Source organism: Micromonospora ferruginea (assembly GCF_013694245.2).
Taxonomy (GTDB): domain Bacteria; phylum Actinomycetota; class Actinomycetes; order Mycobacteriales; family Micromonosporaceae; genus Micromonospora; species Micromonospora robiginosa.
The window spans coordinates 2,671,807-2,690,681 of sequence record NZ_CP059322.2; the positions used below are offsets into that span (position 1 = coordinate 2,671,807).

The following is an 18,875-nucleotide window of genomic DNA, read 5'->3' on the forward strand; positions in this document are numbered from 1 at the left end:
GACCTCGGCCTACCATCGCCGCAGAACCTATCGATCTCGACCTAACGTCAAGCGTCCTGCGATGCCGTTTCGTCAAACCGTCATGCGAGACCAGGCACTTTCGAAGGCCAGAGCGCCTTTCGACGTCACTTGGCGTTGAAATAGTTCGCCTCCGGGTGGTGCACCACGATCGCGTCGGTGGCCTGCTCCGGGACGAGCTGGAACTCCTCCGACAACTGCACCCCGATCCGCTCCGCGCCCAGCAACCCGACGATCTTCGCCCGGTCCTCCAGGTCCGGGCAGGCCGGATAGCCGAACGCATACCGGCAGCCCCGGTAGTCGGTGCGCAGCAGGCCGGCCAGGTCCGCCGGGTCGTCGTCGGCGACCGTCCCACCGCCCGGCAGCACCAGCTCGGCCCGGATCCGCCGGTGCCAGTACTCCGCCAGCGCCTCGGTGAGCTGCACCGACAGGCCGTGCACCTCCAGGTAGTCGCGGTATTCGTTGGCCTCGAACATCTTCGCCGTGTATTCGCTGATCGGCTGCCCGACGGTGACCAGTTGCAGCGCCACCACGTCGAGCTGGTCGCCCTGCGGGCGGAAGAAGTCGGCCAGGCACAGCCGGCGCTCCTGCCGCTGCCGCGGGAACGAGAACCGGGCCCGCTCGCTGTGCCCGTTCTCGTCCAGCAGCACCAGGTCGTTGCCCTCGGAGTACGCCGGGAAGTAGCCGTACACCACGGCCGCCTCCAGCACCTGGTCGGAGATCAGCCGGTCCAGCCAGTAGCGCAGCCGGGGCCGGCCCTCGGTCTCCACCAGTTCCTCGTACGACGGGCCCTTGCCACCGCGGGCGCCGCGCAGCCCCCACTGGCCCAGGAACGTGGCCCGCTCGTCGAGCAGCGCCGCATAGTCGGCCAGCGGCACGCCCTTGACCACCCGGGTGCCGAAGAACGGCGGGGTGGGCACCGACACGTCGGAAGCGACGTCGGAACGGACCGACGCGTCGTCCAGCTCGGGCAGCGCCTCGCGGACCTGCGCCCGCTGCCGCTCCCGGCGCTCCCGGCGGGCCGCCAGCGCGGCCTCCCGCGCCGGGTCGACCACCGGCGCGCCGCCGCGCTTGGCGGCCATCACCCGGTCCATCAGGGACAGTCCCTCGAACGCGTCGCGGGCGTAGTGCACCTGACCGGGGTAGATCGACCGCAGGTCGTCCTCCACGTACGCCCGGGTCAGCGCCGCCCCGCCGAGCAGCACCGGCCACCGCTCGGCGACGCCGCGCGAGGCCATCTCGGCCAGGTTCTCCTTCATGATGACCGTGCTCTTGACCAGCAGCCCGGACATGCCGATCGCGTCGGCCCGGTGCTCCTCGGCCGCGTCGAGAATCGCGTTGATCGGCTGCTTGATGCCGATGTTGACCACGTCGTAGCCGTTGTTGGACAGGATGATGTCGACCAGGTTCTTGCCGATGTCGTGCACGTCGCCCTTAACGGTGGCGAGCACGATCCGGCCCTTCCCGTCGTCGTCGGCCCGCTCCATGTGCGGCTCCAGGTAGGCCACCGCGGTCTTCATCACCTCGGCGGACTGGAGCACGAACGGCAACTGCATCTGGCCCGAGCCGAACAGCTCACCGACCACCTTCATGCCGTCGAGCAGCAGGTCGTTGATGATGGACAGCGGCGCGCGCCCCTCGGCCATCGCGGTGTCCAGGTCGGCCTCCAGGCCGTTGCGCTCCCCGTCGATGATCCGCCGCTTGAGCCGCTCCTCCAGCGGCAGCGCGGCCAACTCCTCGGCCCGGGTGGCCCGCGCCGACGCCGCGTCGACGCCCTCGAACACCTCGATGAACCGCTGCACCGGGTCGTAGCCCTCGCGGCGGCGGTCGTAGACCAGGTCGAGCGCCACCTCGCGCTGCTCGTCCGGGATCTTCGACATCGGCAGGATCTTGCTGGCGTGCACGATGGCCGAGCTGAGGCCGGCCTGGACGCACTCGTGCAGGAACACCGAGTTGAGCACCTGGCGGGCCGCCGGGTTGAGGCCGAAGGAGACGTTCGAGATGCCGGCGGTGAAGTTGACCCCCGGATACTCGGCGGTGATCTCGCGGATCGCCTCGATCGTCTCGATGCCGTCGCGGCGCGTCTCCTCCTGCCCGGTGGCGATCGGGAACGTCAACGCGTCGATGAGGATGTCCTCCCGGCGCAGCCCCCACCGGCCGGTCAGGTCGTCGATCAGCCGGCGGGCCACCCGGACCTTCCACTCCCGGGAGCGGGCCTGGCCCTCCTCGTCGATGAGCAGCGCCACGACGGCGGCACCGTGCTCGCGGACCACCGGCATGATCCGGGCGTAGCGGGAGTCGGGGCCGTCGCCGTCCTCGAAGTTCACCGAGTTGACCACGCACCGGCCGCCGAGCATCTCCAGCCCGGCCTCGATCACCGCCGGCTCGGTGGAGTCCAGCACGACCGGCAGGGTGGACGCGGTGGCGAACCGGCCGGCCAGTTCCCGCATGTCCTGCGTGCCGTCACGGCCGACGTAGTCGACGCAGAGGTCGAGCAGGTGCGAGCCGTCGCGGGCCTGGTTACGGGCGATCTCCACACAGGCCTGCCAGTCGGCGGCCAGCATCGCCTCGCGGAACGCCTTGGAGCCGTTGGCGTTGGTGCGCTCCCCCACCATCAGGACGCTGGCGTCCTGGGCGAACGGCACGTGGTGGTAGATCGAGGAGACACCGGCCTCCGGCTCGGGCTCCCGGGCCACCGGGCGACGCCCGCCGAGCCGCTGCACCAGCACCCGGATGTGCTCCGGAGTGGTGCCGCAGCAGCCGCCGATCAGCCCGACGCCGTAGTCGTCGACGAACTGCTCCAGGGCGTCGGCCATCTCGTCCGGGCCGAGCGGGAAGTAGGCGCCGTCTGCGGTCAGCACCGGCAGGCCGGCGTTCGGCATCACCGACAACGGGATGCGCGAGTGGCGGGACAGGTAGCGCAGGTGCTCGCCCATCTCGGCCGGGCCGGTGGAGCAGTTGAGCCCGATCAGGTCGACCCCGAGCGGTTCGATCGCGGTCAGCGCCGCGCCGATCTCGCTGCCCAGCAGCATGGTGCCGGTGGTCTCCACGGCCACCTGGCAGATGATCGGCACGTCCCGGCCGGCGGCGTCGCGGGCCCGCTTCGCGCCGACCACCGCGGCCTTGACCTGGAGCAGGTCCTGGCAGGTCTCGATGATCAGCGCGTCCGCGCCGCCGGCGATCATGCCGGCGGCGTTCTCCTGGTACGCGTCGCGCAGCGAGGCGTAGCTCGCGTGCCCCAGGGTGGGCAGCTTGGTGCCCGGTCCCATCGAGCCCAGCACGAACCGCGGTCGCTCCGGGGTCGCGTACGCGTCGGCGGCCTCCCGCGCGATCCGCGCGGCCGCCTCGGACAGCTCCCGGATCCGGTCGGCGATGCCGTACTCGGCGAGGTTGGGCAGGTTGGCGCCGAACGTGTTGGTCTCCACGCAGTCCGCGCCGGCGGCGAGGTATGCCTCGTGCACGCCGCGGACCACGTCCGGCCGGGTGACGTTGAGGATCTCGTTGCAGCCCTCGAGGCCGTCGAAGTCGTCCAGGGTGAGGTCGGCCGCCTGGAGCATCGTCCCCATGGCCCCGTCGGCGATCAGGATCCGGTCCGCCAGTAGGTCACGCAACGAAGTAGGCACACGGCCAGGTTAGTGCGCTCGGCTGTCGGACGGTCACCCCAATGACGCCTTCCCACATACTGTCGGCCGGATCACCCGTACCTTTCATCCGGTTCGACCGGGTGGTCCGGCCGGGCGACCGGCGCGGCCGACGGGCCGCCTCCGTCGGCGGCACGTAGGCTGGCGGACGTGAAGGACATCAGGGAGGCGACCGTGCGACGGGGCGGCACCGCTCCCGACGAGCAGGGTGAGGTGACGGCGTGACCGAGTTCGACGGGCTGCCGGTACTGCGCTCGCCGGTCGCCATCGCGGCCTTCGAGGGCTGGAACGACGCCGCGGACGCCTCCACCGCCGCCGTGGAGCATCTGGAGCAGGTCTGGCAGTCCCGGCAGGTGACCGAGCTGGACCCGGAGGACTTCTACGACTTCCAGGTGAGCCGGCCGACCATCACCATGGCCGACGGGGAGACCCGCCGGGTCGAGTGGCCCACGACCCGGTTCATGGTGGCCAGCCCGGAGGGCACCGAGCGGGACGTGGTGCTGATCCGGGGCATCGAGCCGAGCATGCGTTGGCGCACCTTCTGCGAGCAGGTGCTGGAGATCTGCCACAGCCTGGAGGTCGAGCGGGTGGTGCTGCTCGGCGCGTTGCTGGCCGACGTGCCCTACACCCGCCCGCTGCCGATCAGCGGCAGCGCGTCGGACGCCGACGCGGCCAAGCGCTACCAGCTCACCCCGACCCGCTACGACGGCCCGACCGGCATCGTCGGGGTGCTGCACGACGCGTGCACGCGGGCCGAGGTGGACGCGGTGTCGTTCTGGGTGCACGTGCCGCACTACGCCAACAACCCGCCCTGCCCCAAGGCCACCCTGGCGCTGCTGCACCGGGTCGAGGAGGTGCTCGACCTGCCGGTGCCGATGGCCGACCTGGCCGAGGAGGCCGCCGAGTGGGAGCAGCGGGTGCGCAGCGCCGCCGAGCAGGACGCCGAGCTCGGTGAATACGTTCGTGAGCTGGAGGAACGCGTCGGCGACGCGGGCATCACCCCGTTGACCGGGGACGAGATCGCCCAGGAGTTCGAGAAGTACCTGCGCCGGCGGGGCGGTTCCGCCGGGCCGACCGCCGGCTCCTGGTAGCTCCTCCCGCCGAGGCCGGGCTCCCCTGTCGGGGCCCGGCTTCTCCGTGTCCGGGGTGGCGCGGTCACACGCCGTAGGGCATCCTAGGAACCTAGCTGTCACGAGGAGGCGGGCATGCAGATCAACCCGGGCGCGGCCGAATTCCCGCACCGGCAGATCGCCGCGCAGCTCAAGGCCCAGGTGCGCCGCGGCGACTGGGGCCCCGGCGAGCGACTGCCGTCCATCCCGGCCATCGCCGAGATGTTCGGCGTCGCCAAGCAGACCGTGCAACGCGCCGTCGACCAGCTTCGGGTCGAGGGCATCCTGATCACCAAACCCGGCTCCGGTACGTACGTCCGAGGCACCCGCCGCCGACTCAACCGCCTCTCCCGCGGCCGGTACGGCGGCTTCCGCGGCTACCACACCGACCTGGCCGCCCGGTACCGCCAGCAGCTCGTCTCGGTCGGCCGCGCCGCCGCCCCGGCCGAGGTGGCCGACGCGCTCGGCGTTCCCGACGGCACCGAGCTGCTCTGCCGGCGGCACCTGGTCCGCACCGACGACTCCCCGGTCGAGGTCGGCGCCTCCTGGTTCCTGCCCGCCGACACCGCCGGCACCTCCCTCGAACGGGCCGAGGCGTTCGGCCGGCCGCTCTACCAGGAGGCCGAGGAGGCCACCGGCCGGCGGTACACCACCGCGACGGACACCATCAGCGCCCGCCAGCCCAGCCGGGAGGAGGCGGAGATCCTGCAGATCCGCCCGGACACCCCGGTGCTGCACCTGCTGCACGTCGCCTACGACGAGCGGCACAAGCCGATCGAGGTCGCCCAGGCCACCTGGCCCGGCCCGATGACCACCCTCACCGAGGAGTACAAGATCCCCGCCCCGTCGCCCGACCCGGACCCCGATCCCGGGCTCGTCCTGGGCTGACCCACCGGCGGAGGGGCGTTAAGCAGGGGCCCCGCCTATACCGAAAGCGTTAAGCGGGGGCCCCGCCTTACAGCCGGACGCCGAGGAGGGCGTCCAGGGTGTCGGCGAAGAGCGCGGGCGCGCCGGCGTCGGAGGCGTCGGAGGCGTCGCCGGCCAGGGTGCGCTCGGCCCAGGCGTCGGCCACCGCCAGCGCGCCGGGCGTGTCCAGGTCGTCGGCGAGCCGGTCGCGTACCCCGGCCAGCAACGCCTCGCCCGACGGGCCGGCCGGCGCGGCGGCGGCCCGCCGCCAGCGGTCCACCCGCTCCAGCGCCTCGGCGAGCAGCTCGTCGGTCCAGGACCGGTCGCTGCGGTAGTGGCCGGCGAGCAACGCCAGCCGCACCGCCATCGGGTCGACCCGGTCGGCCCGCAGCCGGGAGACGAAGACCAGGTTGCCCTTGGACTTGGACATCTTCTCGCCGTCCAGGCCGATCATGCCGGCGTGCACGTAGTGGTCGGCGAACGGTGTCTCGCCGGTCAGCCGCTCGGCGTGCGCCGCGGAGCACTCGTGGTGCGGGAAGATCAGGTCGTTGCCGCCGCCCTGCACGGAGATCCGGTCGCCGAGCAGGTTCAACGCGATGACCGTGCACTCGATGTGCCAGCCGGGGCGGCCCGGACCCAGCTCGCCGCCGGGCCAGGACGGCTCGCCCTCGCGGGCGCCGCGCCACAGCAGCGGGTCGAGCGGGTCCCGCTTGCCGGCGCGGTCCGGGTCGCCGCCGCGCTCCGGGAAGATCTCCAGCATCTCGGCGCGGGACAGGTTGGACTCGTAGCCGAACGCGGGCGCGGCGGAGACGTCGAAGTAGACGTCGCCGGTGCCGTCGTCGAGCCGGTACGCCGCACCGTCCTTGAGCAGCACGAGCACCTTGTCGGCGATGTCCGGGATCGACTCGACCGCGCCGACGTAGTGCGCCGGCGGGATCATCCGCAGCGCCTCCATGTCCTCGCGGAACAGCGCGGTCTCCCGCATGGCCAGGACCTTCCAGTCCTCGCCGTCGCGCTCGGCGCGCTCCAGCAGCGGGTCGTCGATGTCGGTGACGTTCTGCACGTAACGCACGGTCAGGCCGGCGTCGCGCCACATCCGCTGCACCAGGTCGAAAGTGATCATGGTGGCCGCGTGCCCGAGGTGGGTGGCGTCGTACGGGGTGATGCCGCAGACGTACATCGAGGCGACGCCGTCGGGCCGGGACGGGTGCGGGCCCTGCCGCGCCGAGTCGTACAACCTCAGTGGCACGCCCTCGCCCGGCAGCCGTGGCACCTCGTGTCCCGCCCAAGACTCCATGACCGCCAGCCTAACGATCCGTCAGGCGCGCCGGTGCCGGCCCACGGGTGATCAACGCGACAGCGGCTCACATGGGTGGCCAGGGCATCGCCGGCCACTCCTCCGGGGGCAGCGGGAACCGGCCGGTGTCGCGCAGCCGGTCCACCCGGGCCGCCACCGCCCTGACCTCACTGAGGGTGAGGTGCTCGGCCAGTTCCTCGCCGAGCGCGCCGTCGAGGCGGGCGGCCAGCCCGTCGAGCATCTCGACCGCGTCCGGTGGGAGCCGGCGACCGGCCCAGCCCCAGAGCACCGTGCGCAGCTTCTCCTCCACGTGGAAGCTGACCCCGTGGTCCACCCCGTATATGCGGTCGTCCGCGCCGACGAGCACGTGCCCGCCCTTGCGGTCGGCATTGTTGATCACCGCGTCGAGGACGGCCAGCCGGGCCAGCCGCGGGTCGTCGGCGTGCGCCAGCGCGTACGCCGCACCGTCGTCGTCGCGCGCCGCGGCGACCGGAAACCAGCGCGGCGGCGCCGCCTCGGCGGGCACGAAGCCGACCAGCGGCTCGGCGTCGGCCGGCTCGTCGATCCAGAGCTGGCAGGAGCCGGGGCCGAACGGGCCGTCGCGCAGCACGGTGGGCGGCACCAGGTCCCACCCGCTGGCCTGGGAGACCAGGTAGGCGGCGACCTCCCGACCGGCCAGCGTGCCGTCCGGGAAGTCCCAGAGCGGGCGCTCACCGCGCACCGGCTTGTAGACACAGTGCGCGCTCACCTCGCCGAGGGCGATGACGGCGCGCAACGTCGCGTTGGAGGCGTCGACCAGCCGCCCCTCCAGGGTGAGCTCACCGTCGGCGAGCAACCGCAGCGCCTCGGCGCCGTCCTGTCGGGGCTGCAGTTCCGACGAGGTCACCGGTGATAGCCGTTGTGCCGGGGGCAGAGGTGGCCGGCCGGGTCGAGCGGCTGGCCGCAGAGCGGGCAGGGCGGCCGGCCGGCGTTGACCACCCGCTTGGCGCGCTCGATGAACTCGCGGGTCGCCTCCGGGGTCAGCCGCACCCGGAGCCGGTCGAGGTCGTCGTCCGGCTCGTCCGGCTCCTCGTCGATCTCCACCTCGTCGTCGTCCGCGTCACCCAGCTCGACCTCGACCTCCGCCTCGCCGACGGCGATCGCCTCGATCACCACGGTCGCGGTGTCCACGTCGAAGGCCAGGCCCAGCGTGCCGACCCGGAACTCCTCGTCGACCGGGGTGTCCAGCGGCTCGTTGTCGCCCAGCGCGATCGGCGCCGACTCCGGCAGCTTCACCCCGAACCGGCGTTGCGCCTCGGTGAGCAACTCCTCCAGCTTCTCGGCGAGCAGCGACACCTGGACCTTCTCCAGCGCGACGCTGACCAGCCGGCCGCCGCCACGCGCCTGGAGGAAGAACGTGCGCTCCCCCGGCGGGCCGACCGTTCCGGCGACGAACCGCTCCGGCGGCTCGAACGCGTGCACCTGGTGCGTCATACCCACGACCCTATCCGGCGCGCGGAAGCACCGCGCAGCCCACCGACGCCGAATCCGCCCAGAGCGCAACGCGCCCCGCCGGGCCCGCCGCACGCGGTCACGACCTCCCCGCCCCCGCGCCACCGCCGACCGCCGCGTCCGACTCGGTGGCGCGCGGCGCCCGCCGTCGCCGCTTGCGCGGCGGCGGGACCAGCGCCGACAGGTCGCCGCCGGTGTCGTTGAGCCGGACCAGGAACGGCCGCAGCGGCGTGTAGCGGATCGCCGTCACCGACGCCGGGTCGGCCACGATCCGCTGGAAGAGATCCAGGTGTACGCCGAGCGCGTCAGCCACGATCGCCTTGATCACGTCGCCGTGGCTGCACGCCAGCCAGACCGCCTCGGGCCCGTGTTCGGCGGTGACCCGCGCGTCCCACGCCCGCACCGCGGCGACCGCCCGCGCGGACATCGCCGCCATCGACTCCCCCTCCGGGAAGGCGGCGGCGCTGGGGTGCTGCTGGACGACCGGCCAGAGCGGCTCCTTCGCCAGCTTCTTCAGCGCCTGCCCCTCCCAGGCGCCGTAGCCGCACTCGATCAGCCCGTCCTCGACCACCGGCTCGGCCTGCGGCAACGCCAGCTCCAACGTCTGCCGGCAGCGGATCAGCGGGCTGGTCACCACCGCCGCGAGCGGCAGCCCGGCCAGCCGACCGCCGACCGCCGTGGCCTGGGCCCGTCCCGTGTCGTCCAACTCGACCGGTTGCCGCCCGGCCAGCCCACCGTCGGCGTTCGCGGTGGTCCGGCCGTGTCGCAGAAGCAGAAGGGTCGCCACGCCCACCACCCTAGCCGTGCCACCTCGTCCACCGGCCCCACCACCACAGCGCCGCCCACACTCCCCCGCACTCCCCGCCCCACCGCCCCCGCCCCACCGCCCCACCGCCCCCGCCCCACCGCCCCACCGCCCCACCGGCCCCCGCCCCACCGGCCCGCCGCCCCACCGGCCCGCCGGCCCCCGCCCCACCGGCCCGCCGCCCCACCGGCCCGCCGCCCCACCGGCCCGCCGCCCCACCGGCCCGCCGCCCCACCGGCCCGGCGGCCCACCGGCCCACCGCCCAACCGGCCCGGCGGCTCGACCGGCTCGATCGGCTCGGTCGCCCGGAGTAGTTGACCATGAAGTTGACCGTCGCAAATCACACAGAACCCCCGCCAACCTCATGATCGACCGAGTCGGGCGTCCGGCGCGGGGAGCGCGTCGCGTCCCGCACCAGACGCCCACGGAAGCCGACAAGTCCGCCCACCCTGCGCGAGTGGTAAGGACCAACGGCCACCCGCCCGCCGATCTTGCACTTCCGGCCCGCCCATAGCGGGATGATTCCGGCGTTTGGGGGCCGCAAGTGCAAGATCGGCGGAGGGGCGGGGGCGGGGTGGGGTGGGGTGGGGTGGGGTGGGGTGGGTCGTCCCCTTCCGCCGCTGGGGCCAGCCGACCCGAACCGCGCACACCGCATGCCGGCCGCCCCGGGTGGGCGGTATGTCCGGGGCGGAGGTGGTCTGGGACAGATGTCGGGTGGAATGGGTCCGGGGGCGGGGGCGTTGTAACCGGTGCACGGCTGAGCAGCGGAAACGCCCACCGCCTGGAGTACCGGTTCCGGGGAATGACGGTGGGGGGCCGGTCGTTGCACATGGTTCCGCCGCCACGACGAGGCCCCGCCCCGTGCGCCGACGAAGTCCCCCGCGAGAGCGCCTGACGGTGCTCGCACACCCCCGGTGTGTCGAACCCCCGAATGGAGCCCCCCATGAACACCATGCTGCGTAAGAGCATCCTCGGTATCGCCGGTCTGACCGTCGCCGGTGGCCTGGCCGCCGGCCCGCTCAACCACCAGGACGGCGCGCCGACCGCCCGCGAGGCGGCCGTCACCGTCCAGGCCGACCCGGCCGCGCTGGTCCCGCACGGCATGCAGGGCGCGCAGTCCCGCATCGACCTGAACGACGAGCAGACCGCCAACGTGAAGGCGATCGTCGCCGCCACCAAGAAGGCCGGCATGGACGAGCGCGCCGCGGTCGTCTCGATCGCCACCAGCCTGCAGGAGTCGAAGCTGGAGAACCTCGGTCACCTCGGCGACCGCAACGACCACGACTCGCTGGGCCTGTTCCAGCAGCGCCCGTCCAGTGGTTGGGGCACACCGGAGCAGATCACCGACCCGGAGTACTCCACGCTCGCCTTCCTCAAGGGCCTCAAGCAGGTCGACGGCTGGCAGGACATGCCGCTGACCCAGGCCGCGCAGACCGTGCAGGTCTCCGCGTACCCGGACGCGTACGCGCAGTGGGAGCAGCAGGCCGCCGACCTGGTCGCCCAGCACTGGAACGGCTGACCGACAGCGCGAAGGCCGGCACCCCGTGACGGGGTGCCGGCCTTCGTCGTGTCGCCGGGATCAGGTGGCGCTGATCGTGCCGGTGAGCAGCAGGCAGAGCACCAGCGTGCCGAGCGCCACCCGGTAGAGCACGAACAGGTAGAGCGTGTGGTGCGCGACGTAGCGCAGCAGCCAGGCGATGGCCGCGTAGCCGATGGCGAACGCGATCAGCGTGGCCACCACCATCTGCGCCACGCTCGGCGCGGCGGTGCCCGGCGCGGACGGCTCGAAGACGTCCGGCAGGCTGAACACGCCGGAGATCACCACGGCCGGGATGGCCAGCAGGAACGAGTAGCGCGCCGCCGTCTCCCGGGTCAGGTTGAGGAACAGGCCCACGGTCAGCGTGCCGCCCGAGCGGGAGACGCCGGGGATGAGCGCCATGGCCTGGCCCAGGCCCATCGCCACGCCGTCGCGCATCCGGAAGTTCTCCAGCGTGCGGGTCTGCCGGCCGAAGTACTCCGCGAACGCCAGCACCAGGGCGAAGAAGATCAACGTGAACGAGATCAGGTAGAGGTTGCGGCCGGCGGTGCGGATCTGGTCCTTGAACAGCAGCCCCAGGATCCCGATCGGGATGGTGCCGACGATGACGTACCAGCCCATCCGGTAGTCGAGGCTGGAGCGCACCGAGCGGTCGACCAGGCCCAGGCACCAGGTGCGGACGATCCGCCAGATGTCCTTGAAGAAGTAGATCAGCACGGCGGCCTCGGTGCCGAGCTGGGTGACCGCGGTGAACGACGCGCCCGCGTCCCGGCCGAAGAAGATCGCCGAGGTGATCCGCAGGTGCCCGGACGACGACACCGGCAGGAACTCCGTCAGCCCCTGGACGACGCCCAGGACGATGGCCTCGACCCAGGTCACTCGCCGACTCCGGAGAGCTCCAGCGCCTCGGCCACGGTGCGCAGCGTCGCCACGCCGCTGTCCCGGTCCGCCACGAACAGCGACACCGACAGGGTGGTCACGCCCGAGGCGGCGTACTCCCGCATCCGCTCGGCGATGCGCTCCTTCGGGCCGAGCAGCGAGGTGCGGTCGATGAACTCCATCGGCACCGCGGCGGCCGCGTCGCGCTGCCGCTTGGCCAGGTAGAGCTCCTGCACCTCGCGGGCCGCGTCGCCGTAGCCCATCCGGGTGGCGAGCTGGTTGTAGAAGTTCTGCTTCCGGCTGCCCATCCCGCCCACGTAGAGCGCGGCGTACCAGCGGACCAGCTCGGCGCAGGTGGCGACGTCGTCGCCGACCACCACCGGCACCGACGGGACCACGTCGAAGCCGGCCAGCTCCTTGCCGGCGGTGGCCCGCCCGGCCCGGATCGCGGCGAGGTGCTCCTCGGCGAACTCCGGGGCGTAGAAGACGGCCAGCCAGCCGTCGGCGATCTCGCCGGCCAGCTCCAGGTTCTTCGGGCCGACGGCGGCCAGGTAGATCGGGATGTGCGCGCGCGGCGGGTGGAAGCTGAGCCGCAGCGCCTTGCCCGGGCCGTCCGGCAGCGGCAGCGTGTGGTGCTCGCCCTCGTACGCGACCTCCTTGCGGGCCACCGCGAGCTTGACGATGTCGACGTACTCCCGGGTGCGCGACAGCGGCTTGGCGAACCGGACGCCGTGCCAGCCCTCGGAGACCTGCGGGCCGGAGACGCCGAGGCCGAGCCGGAACCGGCCGCCGGAGAGCGTGTCGATGGTCGCGGCGGTCATCGCGGTCATCGCCGGGGTGCGCGCCGGGATCTGCATCACGGCGGAGCCGAGGTCGATCCGCTGCGTCTGCCCGGCCATCCAGGCGAGCATGCTCGGCGAGTCGGAGCCGTACGCCTCCGCGGCCCACACCACCGAGTAGCCGAGCCGGTCCGCCTCCTGGGCGAACGCCAGATGGTCGGCGGGCGTGCTCCATGCCGTCTGGTATCCGAGGTTGAGCCCGAGTCGCACTGGTCCTCCCACCGTCCGCACCACAGGTCGCATCAGGTTACGCAATGCTGGTGCGACCGCCGACGACCGGCTCGCCCCGAACACGTCACACCGCTCTGCGCTCGCGCGGGAAGTTGACTGCGGCGAGGATATCCGTGACGCCCGGGATGGAAATAAGGTTCACCCATGCAACAGCGACCGCTCGGCCGAAGCGGGCTGGCGGTTTCGCGGCTCGCGCTCGGCACCATGACCTGGGGACGGGACACCGACGCCGACGACGCGGCCGCCCAGCTGAAGAGCTACCTCGACGCGGGCGGCAACCTCGTCGACACCGCCGACGTGTACGCCGACGGCGACGCCGAGTCGGTGATCGGCTCGCTGCTGGGCAGCCTGGTCGACCGCGACGACCTGCTCATCGCCACCAAGGCCGGGCTGCGGCCGGGCAGCGGACGCCGCCGCGACGGGTCGCGCGGGCATCTGCTGCGCACGCTGGACGCGTCGCTGCGCCGGCTCGGCACCGACCACGTCGACCTGTGGCAGGTGCACGGCTACGACCCGGACACGCCGCTGGAGGAGACGCTCACCGCGCTCGACCACGCCGTGTCCAGCGGCAAGGCCCGCTACGTCGGGGTGTCGAACTTCTCCGGCTGGCAGACCGCCCGCGCCGCCGCCTGGCAGGCCGCCTGGCCGGGGCGCGCGCCGGTGGTCGCCGTCCAGGTGGAGTACTCGCTGCTGGAGCGTGGCATCGAGCGCGAGGTGCTGCCGGCCTGCGGCGGGATGGGGCTGGGGGTGCTGCCCTGGTCGCCGCTGGGCCGGGGGGTGCTCACCGGCAAGTACCGCAACGGCCGCCCGGCCGACTCGCGCGCGGTGTCGCCGCACTTCGAGCGTTTCGTCGGCACCTACCTGGAGCCGCGCTGCTCCAGCATCGTGGAGGCGGTGGCCATCGCCGCCGGCGGGCTCGGCGTGTCGCCGACGGAGGTGGCGCTGGCCTGGGTCCGGGACCGGCCCGGGGTGACCGCGCCGATCCTCGGCGCCCGCACGGTCGGGCAGTTGCTCGGCGCGCTCCAGGTGGAGCGGATGACCCTGCCGGACGAGATCGTCACCGCGCTGGACGACGTCTCCGCGGTGCCGGTCGGCTACCCGGAGCGCGACGGCTGAGCGACCCCGCCCCGGCGACGCGATCCGGGTCACCGTCAGGGGGTGGCGAAGGGCTCGCGAGCTGGGCAGCATAGGAGCCATGGACTACGAATACGCGCCGCTGCGGTTGCCCTCGAACGTCGATCGGTTGACCGCCGCGGCGCAGCTGGCGATCCAGGCGGAGTTCTCCGGCTGGGAGTTGGCCCGGGTGCGGCTCTACCGGGACGGCACGCGGCAGGTGATGCTGCGCCGTCGCGTGGTGAGCAAGCCGCAGCCGGGCCTGTCGTACTGACGGGCGTCCCGTCCCGGGGCCGCGTCGCGCGGTGCGGCCCCGGGGCGAGCACGGCCTAGTGGGCGTGGTCGTGCTCCTCGTCGAGCTCCAGGAAGGGGTGCTCGTCGAGGCGGCCGACCAGCCGGTCGTCCACGGCCGGCTGGAACGGGCCCACCGAGTCGTCGTCGTCGAACGACTCCAGGTCGACTGGCGTGCCGACCTCGCTGACCATGACCACGCCGTCGAGCGGCTCCAGCTCGGGCACGTCGAGCGCGGAGAGCGAGCCGTCGCCGCTCTGCAGCAGCTCCAGCACCGCCTCGCCGACGCCCTCGACCGGCGCTGGCTCGTCCTCCTCCGGGGTGCCCTCCCGGCGGGCCGCCTCGGCCACCCGCAGCAGCGCGGCGATGCTGGGCACCCGGTAGTCGCGCCGCTGCCGCACCGAGATCACCCGCGGGTGCGGGTCGGTGGGCTCGCCGCCCTCCACCGCGCCGAAGCGCTCGTCCGCCTCGTCCGGGTCGATCGACTCGACGTCCCAGGGCGTCACCTCGCCGAACGCGTCGAGCAGCTGCTCGTCGTAGGCGAACGAGGCGTTGTTCAACGCGACGTACGCCTGCCAGACGGCGTCGTCGTCGATCCGGCCCTGGGCGGCCCGGACGGCGGCCAGGTGGGCGCGGGCGGCGTCGATCACCTGCTCGAGGGCGGCGTCCAGCTCAGCGTGCTGGTCGGTCATGTGAGGCAGTCCCTTCGCGATGGGGGCAGGTCCGCGCCGGCGGCGCCGCGGCGGGCGCGGTCAGCAGTTGCGGAGGAAGCGGTCGAGAACCCGCACGCCGAACTGTAGTCCGTCCAGCGGGACGCGCTCGTCGATGCCGTGGAACAGGCCGGAGAAATTGAGGTCGGCCGGCAGCCGCAGCGGCGCGAAGCCGAAGCAGCGGATGCCGAGCTGGGAGAACGCCTTGGCGTCGGTGCCGCCGGAGAGCATGTACGGCACCGGGTGCGCCCCCGGGTCCTCGGCGCGCAGCGCGGCCGACATCTGGTCCACCAGGTCGCCGTCGAAGGTGGTCTCCAGGGCCGGCTGGCGCTGGACGTACTCGATGGCGATGTCCGGGCCGACCAGGTCGCGTAGCTGCCGCTCCAGCTCCTCGCTCTGCCCGGGCAGGCTGCGGCAGTCGATGGTGGCGGTGGCCCGGCCGGGGATGACGTTGTCCTTGTAGCCGGCGGCCAGCCGGGTCGGGTTGGCGGTGTTGCGGACGGTCGCGCCGATGATGTTGGCGATCGGGCCGAGCTTGGCGATCGCGGTCTCCGGGTCGTCCGGGTCGATCTCGATGCCGAGCACGTCTGCGACCTCGGCCAGGAACGCCCGCACGGTGTCGGTCATCACCACCGGGAACCGGTGCCGGCCGATCCGGGCGACCGCCTCGGCGAGCGCGGTCACCGCGTTGTCGTCGTGCACCATCGAGCCGTGGCCGGGCCGCCCCTTGGCGTGCAGGCGCAGCCAGTCGATGCCCTTCTCGGCGGTCTCGATCAGGTAGAGCCGGCGGGACTCGTCGACGGAGTAGGAGAAGCCGCCCACCTCGCCGATCGCCTCGGTGCAGCCGTCGAACAGCCCGCGGTGGTGCTGGGCGAGGAAGTGCGCGCCGTAGTCGCTGCCGGCCTCCTCGTCGGCGGTGAAGGCGAGCACCACGTCGCGGCGGGGCCGGACGCCGGCGCGCTGCCAGCCGCGCACCACGGCGAGCACCATGGCGTCGAAGTCCTTCATGTCGATCGCCCCGCGGCCCCACAGGTAGCCGTCGCGGATCTCGCCGGAGAACGGGTGCACCGACCACTCGTCCGGGTCGGCGGGCACCACGTCGAGGTGGCCGTGCACGAGCAGCGCGTCCCGGCCCGGCTCGGTGCCGGGGATGCGGGCCACCAGGTTGGCCCGGCCGGGGGCCGACTCGTGGATCTCGGCGTCGACGCCGACCTCGGCGAGTTTCTCCGCGACGTACTCCGCGGCGCGCCGCTCCCCCGCGCTGGTGTCGTTGTCCCCGGTGTTGGTGGTGTCGATGCGCAGCAGGTCCCGGCAGAGGTCCACGACCTCGTCGGTGGGCTCGGGTGAGGCGGAGGTCGTCATCGCTTCCTTATACCAGCCGGACGCGGCGCGGCGGCCGGCGCGGTGCGGGCCGGTTTCGCGCGACGCGTGGCCGGGTAACGCCGAACATCGATTCCGGCCACCACATTCCGGCCACCACGAGGAGGGCACCATGACCGTCCCCCTGCCGCCGCTCCCGCCCGCCGCCGACGACGCGTACCGGCCGGGTGGGCGGAGCCTCGCCGACCTCGTGGACGCCGAGCACCGCACCCTGCTGGAGCTGGCCGACCGGGTGACCGAGCCGGGGCTGGACCCGGCCGGCCGACGCCGGGTGCTCGACGTGCTGACCGCGGCGGTGTCGCGGCACCTCTCCGCCGAGGAGCAGTATCTCTTCCCGGCCGCCCGCGCCGCGGTGCCGGAGAGCGCCGAGCTGGTCGCCCGGGAGATCGAGGCGGACGCCGCGCTGCTGACCGCGTTGAAGCAGCTCTCCGGCCCGGACGACGCGGTGGTCGCCGACGTGGCCGAGCGGGTCCGCCGGCACGTCAGCCGGGTCGCCGCGCTGGTCACGCCGCTGCGCGAGGTGGCCAGCGACGCCGAGCTGATCCGGCTGGGCAACCGGTGGGAGATCGCGGAGGAGGCGGCGCCGACCCGGCCGCACCCGGGCACCCCGGCCACCCCGCCCTGGAACAAGATCGTCGAGCCGGCGGTGGGGGTGCTGGACAAGGTGCGTGACGCGGTCACCGGCCGGCGCACCCGGTTGGCCGACCTGGAGCACCGCCGGGACGCCTGAGCCGATCCGCCCCTTCCCGGACACCCGTTCGTGGTCCTACCGTCACCCTATGAATCTGGAGCTGCGACACCTGCGGGTGGTCTGCGCGATCGCCGAGACGGGGAGCGTCACCAAGGCGGCCTCGATGCTCGGCCTGGCCCAGCCGGCGCTGACCGCCCAGCTCCAGCGGATCGAGCGGGTGCTCGGTGGGCCGCTGTTCGAGCGGGACCGGCGTGGCGCCCGGCCCACCGCGCTGGGCGAGCTGGTGCTGGACCGGGCCCGGGTGCTGCTGCCGGCGATGAAGGGCCTGCAGGACGAGGCGGCCCGGCTGGCCGGCGCGGGCGACCCGCTGCGCCGCTACCGCTTCGGCGGGGTGAACAGCCCGATCCTGGGCCGGCTGGTGCACCGGCTCGCCGCCGAGCGCGCCGACGCGCAGATCACCACGTACGCCTCCTGGTCGGTGGACGAGCTGGCCCAGCTGGTGGCCGGCGGCCGGCTCGACTTCGCGCTCACCGGCGTGTGCGGGGACGCCGCGCCGTCACCGGTGTTCGGGTTGAGCTGGCGGGAGGTGGCCGTCGACCCGGTCTTCGTGCTGCTGCCGCAGACCCACCCGCTGGCCGGCCGGGACGAGATCGACCTGGTCGACCTGCGGCGGGAGCAGTGGGTGGCGGCGCCGGGCGACGGCTGCTTCGGCGACTGCTTCGCCGCCGCCTGCGCGCGCGCCGGCTTCACCCCCCGCAAGGTGTACGAGGCGGACGTACGGGCCGCCCTGGACCTGGTCGACGCGGGCACCGCGGTGGCGCTGTGCCAGGCCACCTTCCGTCCGGTGGCCGGGCTGGTCACCCGCCGGCTGGCCGGCACCCCGCTGCGCTGGCGGCTGCTGTTCGGCTGGCATCCGGAGGCGCCGGCGGCGGTGGTAGCGGAGCCGGTGCTGGAGACGGCGGTGGCGGCGTACACCGACGCGCTGGCCAACCACCCGGACTACCTGGCCTGGCTGCTGGCCCATCCGGACTTCGGGGTGCAGCCGCACCGGGTGGGCGGGGTGCGAACCGCCTGAACGCGGGTATCACGCGGCATGACTGATCTGTATCCGGCCGCCGACGAGCGGGAGCTGCTGCGCCAGGCGGCCACCGCGCACACCGCCGCCACCGCCGACGTGGAGGCGTTCCTGCGCCGGCTGCCGGAGGTGCCGGACCCGGCGGACGTCACCGAGTACGCGAACCTGCTCAGCCGCGAGGAGCGGGCCCGGGCGGACCGGCAGGCGGCGGCCGACGCCGCCGGCCTGCGACTGCCCAGCATGGAGTCCGAGTAGGCCGGTGCGCCCGGGCGGTCGGCCGCCCGGGCGCCGGCTCAGCGTTCGACGAGCACGTCGTGACCGAGGTCGAGCAGCGCGTGCCGCCACTCGTCGTCGGCGTTGCCCCGGCCCGGTTTCTCCGCGGTCAGCTCCCGGATCCGGGTGATCGCCTCCCGCATCACCTCGATGTCCTCCGGGGTGAGGTCGACCTTGCGCTTGCGCAGCACGGCGAGGATCCGCCGGCCGGGCTCGGGCAGGTCCAGGTCCGGGTCGGGGCCGAACGCCTCCTCCCCCGACCCGCGGGTCAGCAGCCACTGTCGTAGCTGCTCGGAGGGCACGTTCACCTCGGCGTGGAAGTCGTCCCAGATCACCTCGACCTCGGGGTCGAGTCGCGCCTCCCGTACCATCACGCCTCCTCTCCCGGCGGCGGCCCGGACTCCTCCGGATCGCCCTCGCCGTGCGGTGTCTGCTGGGTGAGACCTTCCGGCGGCACCCGGACCCGGGACGGGTTCGCCGTCGGTGCCGCCTCGATCGGTTCGCCGGCCGCGGTGTCCTCCCGGGTCTCCTCGGGTTCGGTCATGTCCGCCCTCCGATCCGTGCGCGACGGGCCGGGCCGGCCCGCCGA

At 73.4% G+C, this 18,875-nt stretch carries 19 protein-coding genes; 8 read left to right on the forward strand and 11 right to left on the reverse strand.

All coding sequences use genetic code 11. The annotated features are described in order from the left end of the window. Positions 1-125 precede the first annotated feature (125 nt). Positions 126-3,629 carry a methionine synthase gene (metH, locus tag H1D33_RS11245; protein ID WP_414685536.1) on the reverse strand — a complete coding sequence of 1,168 codons (3,504 nt, stop codon included), beginning with the start codon at positions 3,627-3,629 and terminating at the stop codon, positions 126-128. A gap of 251 nt (positions 3,630-3,880) precedes the next feature. On the opposite strand from metH, the gene H1D33_RS11250 reads away from it, so the two are divergent. Both H1D33_RS11250 and H1D33_RS11255 read left to right on the forward strand, forming a co-directional pair. Next, the gene (locus tag H1D33_RS11250; RefSeq protein ID WP_089157832.1) at positions 3,881-4,750 is read left to right on the forward strand and encodes a PAC2 family protein; all 870 of its coding nucleotides are present in this window, start codon (positions 3,881-3,883) and stop codon (positions 4,748-4,750) included. 114 nt (positions 4,751-4,864) lie between these two features. Next, on the forward strand, positions 4,865-5,656 hold the full coding sequence (locus H1D33_RS11255) for a GntR family transcriptional regulator (protein ID WP_181568115.1): 792 nt from the start codon (positions 4,865-4,867) through the stop codon (positions 5,654-5,656). Between the two features lie 67 nt (positions 5,657-5,723). On the opposite strand, the gene mshC is transcribed toward H1D33_RS11255, so the two are convergent. From mshC to H1D33_RS11275, 4 genes are all read right to left on the reverse strand, one after another. After that, the gene (gene mshC / locus H1D33_RS11260; protein WP_181568114.1) at positions 5,724-6,971 is read right to left on the reverse strand and encodes a cysteine--1-D-myo-inosityl 2-amino-2-deoxy-alpha-D-glucopyranoside ligase; all 1,248 of its coding nucleotides are present in this window, start codon (positions 6,969-6,971) and stop codon (positions 5,724-5,726) included. Positions 6,972-7,038: 67 nt separating this feature from the next. Then, positions 7,039-7,857 carry an SCO1664 family protein gene (locus tag H1D33_RS11265; protein ID WP_181568113.1) on the reverse strand — a complete coding sequence of 273 codons (819 nt, stop codon included), beginning with the start codon at positions 7,855-7,857 and terminating at the stop codon, positions 7,039-7,041. Then, positions 7,854-8,444 (reverse strand): DUF3090 domain-containing protein, encoded by a 591-nt coding sequence (locus tag H1D33_RS11270; RefSeq protein WP_181568112.1) that lies wholly within the window; start codon positions 8,442-8,444, stop codon positions 7,854-7,856. Before H1D33_RS11270 ends, H1D33_RS11265 begins: the two co-directional genes overlap by 4 nt. A gap of 97 nt (positions 8,445-8,541) precedes the next feature. Next, entirely contained in the window at positions 8,542-9,258 is a 717-nt protein-coding gene (locus H1D33_RS11275; protein WP_181568111.1) for an MSMEG_4193 family putative phosphomutase, read from the reverse strand. Between the two features lie 952 nt (positions 9,259-10,210). Between H1D33_RS11275 and H1D33_RS11280 the strand changes: the two genes are divergently transcribed. Continuing rightward, complete coding sequence (locus tag H1D33_RS11280) at positions 10,211-10,786, forward strand: hypothetical protein (protein ID WP_181568110.1); 576 nt, start codon at positions 10,211-10,213, stop codon at positions 10,784-10,786. Positions 10,787-10,846: 60 nt separating this feature from the next. Here H1D33_RS11280 and H1D33_RS11285 read toward each other — a convergent pair whose 3' ends face one another. After that, positions 10,847-11,683: an undecaprenyl-diphosphate phosphatase gene (locus tag H1D33_RS11285; protein WP_181568109.1), complete on the reverse strand. Its 837-nt coding sequence runs from the start codon at positions 11,681-11,683 to the stop codon at positions 10,847-10,849. After that, complete coding sequence (locus H1D33_RS11290) at positions 11,680-12,732, reverse strand: LLM class F420-dependent oxidoreductase (RefSeq protein ID WP_181568108.1); 1,053 nt, start codon at positions 12,730-12,732, stop codon at positions 11,680-11,682. Before H1D33_RS11290 ends, H1D33_RS11285 begins: the two co-directional genes overlap by 4 nt. A 165-nt stretch (positions 12,733-12,897) precedes the next feature. On the opposite strand from H1D33_RS11290, the gene H1D33_RS11295 reads away from it, so the two are divergent. Together H1D33_RS11295 and H1D33_RS11300 are read left to right on the forward strand one after the other, a co-directional pair. After that, on the forward strand, positions 12,898-13,869 hold the full coding sequence (locus H1D33_RS11295) for an aldo/keto reductase (RefSeq protein ID WP_181568107.1): 972 nt from the start codon (positions 12,898-12,900) through the stop codon (positions 13,867-13,869). A gap of 79 nt (positions 13,870-13,948) precedes the next feature. After that, positions 13,949-14,140 carry a DUF5703 family protein gene (locus H1D33_RS11300; RefSeq protein WP_091058244.1) on the forward strand — a complete coding sequence of 64 codons (192 nt, stop codon included), beginning with the start codon at positions 13,949-13,951 and terminating at the stop codon, positions 14,138-14,140. Positions 14,141-14,195: 55 nt separating this feature from the next. Here the strand turns inward: H1D33_RS11300 and H1D33_RS11305 are convergent, their stop codons facing one another. Then, a complete protein-coding gene (locus H1D33_RS11305; RefSeq protein ID WP_181568106.1) occupies positions 14,196-14,849 on the reverse strand; it encodes a hypothetical protein in 654 nt (217 codons plus the stop codon). Positions 14,850-14,909: 60 nt separating this feature from the next. Then, on the reverse strand, positions 14,910-16,229 hold the full coding sequence (locus tag H1D33_RS11310) for a M20/M25/M40 family metallo-hydrolase (RefSeq protein WP_181568105.1): 1,320 nt from the start codon (positions 16,227-16,229) through the stop codon (positions 14,910-14,912). A gap of 130 nt (positions 16,230-16,359) precedes the next feature. Here H1D33_RS11310 and H1D33_RS11315 point away from each other — a divergent pair, with 130 nt between their 5' ends. From H1D33_RS11315 to H1D33_RS11325, 3 genes are read left to right on the forward strand one after another with little or no spacing between them, the layout of a single operon-like run. Further along, entirely contained in the window at positions 16,360-16,977 is a 618-nt protein-coding gene (locus H1D33_RS11315; protein WP_181568104.1) for a hemerythrin domain-containing protein, read from the forward strand. Positions 16,978-17,026: 49 nt separating this feature from the next. Next, a complete protein-coding gene (locus tag H1D33_RS11320) occupies positions 17,027-18,013 on the forward strand; it encodes a LysR family transcriptional regulator (RefSeq protein WP_181568103.1) in 987 nt (328 codons plus the stop codon). Positions 18,014-18,031: 18 nt separating this feature from the next. After that, on the forward strand, positions 18,032-18,268 hold the full coding sequence (locus tag H1D33_RS11325; protein WP_181568102.1) for a hypothetical protein: 237 nt from the start codon (positions 18,032-18,034) through the stop codon (positions 18,266-18,268). Positions 18,269-18,306: 38 nt separating this feature from the next. On the opposite strand, the gene H1D33_RS11330 is transcribed toward H1D33_RS11325, so the two are convergent. After that, positions 18,307-18,657, reverse strand: a complete 351-nt coding sequence (locus H1D33_RS11330) for a DUF3140 domain-containing protein (RefSeq protein WP_181572790.1) — start codon at positions 18,655-18,657, stop codon at positions 18,307-18,309. Then, positions 18,657-18,830: a hypothetical protein gene (locus H1D33_RS11335; protein WP_181568101.1), complete on the reverse strand. Its 174-nt coding sequence runs from the start codon at positions 18,828-18,830 to the stop codon at positions 18,657-18,659. The genes H1D33_RS11330 and H1D33_RS11335 overlap by 1 nt, the downstream gene beginning before the upstream one ends. Between the last annotated feature and the right edge of the window lie 45 nt (positions 18,831-18,875).

Bases quoted from the DNA above. Each gene is read 5' to 3' on its own strand.
- H1D33_RS11255 (WP_181568115.1), top strand. From the start codon at position 4,865: ATGCAGATCAACCCGGGCGCGGCCGAATTCCCGCACCGGCAGATCGCC.
- mshC (WP_181568114.1), bottom strand. From the start codon at position 6,971: ATGGAGTCTTGGGCGGGACACGAGGTGCCACGGCTGCCGGGCGAGGGC.
- H1D33_RS11270 (WP_181568112.1), bottom strand. From the start codon at position 8,444: ATGACGCACCAGGTGCACGCGTTCGAGCCGCCGGAGCGGTTCGTCGCC.
- H1D33_RS11280 (WP_181568110.1), top strand. From the start codon at position 10,211: ATGAACACCATGCTGCGTAAGAGCATCCTCGGTATCGCCGGTCTGACC.
- H1D33_RS11295 (WP_181568107.1), top strand. From the start codon at position 12,898: ATGCAACAGCGACCGCTCGGCCGAAGCGGGCTGGCGGTTTCGCGGCTC.
- H1D33_RS11300 (WP_091058244.1), top strand. From the start codon at position 13,949: ATGGACTACGAATACGCGCCGCTGCGGTTGCCCTCGAACGTCGATCGG.
- H1D33_RS11305 (WP_181568106.1), bottom strand. From the start codon at position 14,849: ATGACCGACCAGCACGCTGAGCTGGACGCCGCCCTCGAGCAGGTGATC.
- H1D33_RS11310 (WP_181568105.1), bottom strand. From the start codon at position 16,229: ATGACGACCTCCGCCTCACCCGAGCCCACCGACGAGGTCGTGGACCTC.
- H1D33_RS11315 (WP_181568104.1), top strand. From the start codon at position 16,360: ATGACCGTCCCCCTGCCGCCGCTCCCGCCCGCCGCCGACGACGCGTAC.
- H1D33_RS11320 (WP_181568103.1), top strand. From the start codon at position 17,027: ATGAATCTGGAGCTGCGACACCTGCGGGTGGTCTGCGCGATCGCCGAG.
- H1D33_RS11325 (WP_181568102.1), top strand. From the start codon at position 18,032: ATGACTGATCTGTATCCGGCCGCCGACGAGCGGGAGCTGCTGCGCCAG.
- H1D33_RS11330 (WP_181572790.1), bottom strand. From the start codon at position 18,657: ATGGTACGGGAGGCGCGACTCGACCCCGAGGTCGAGGTGATCTGGGAC.
- H1D33_RS11335 (WP_181568101.1), bottom strand. From the start codon at position 18,830: ATGACCGAACCCGAGGAGACCCGGGAGGACACCGCGGCCGGCGAACCG.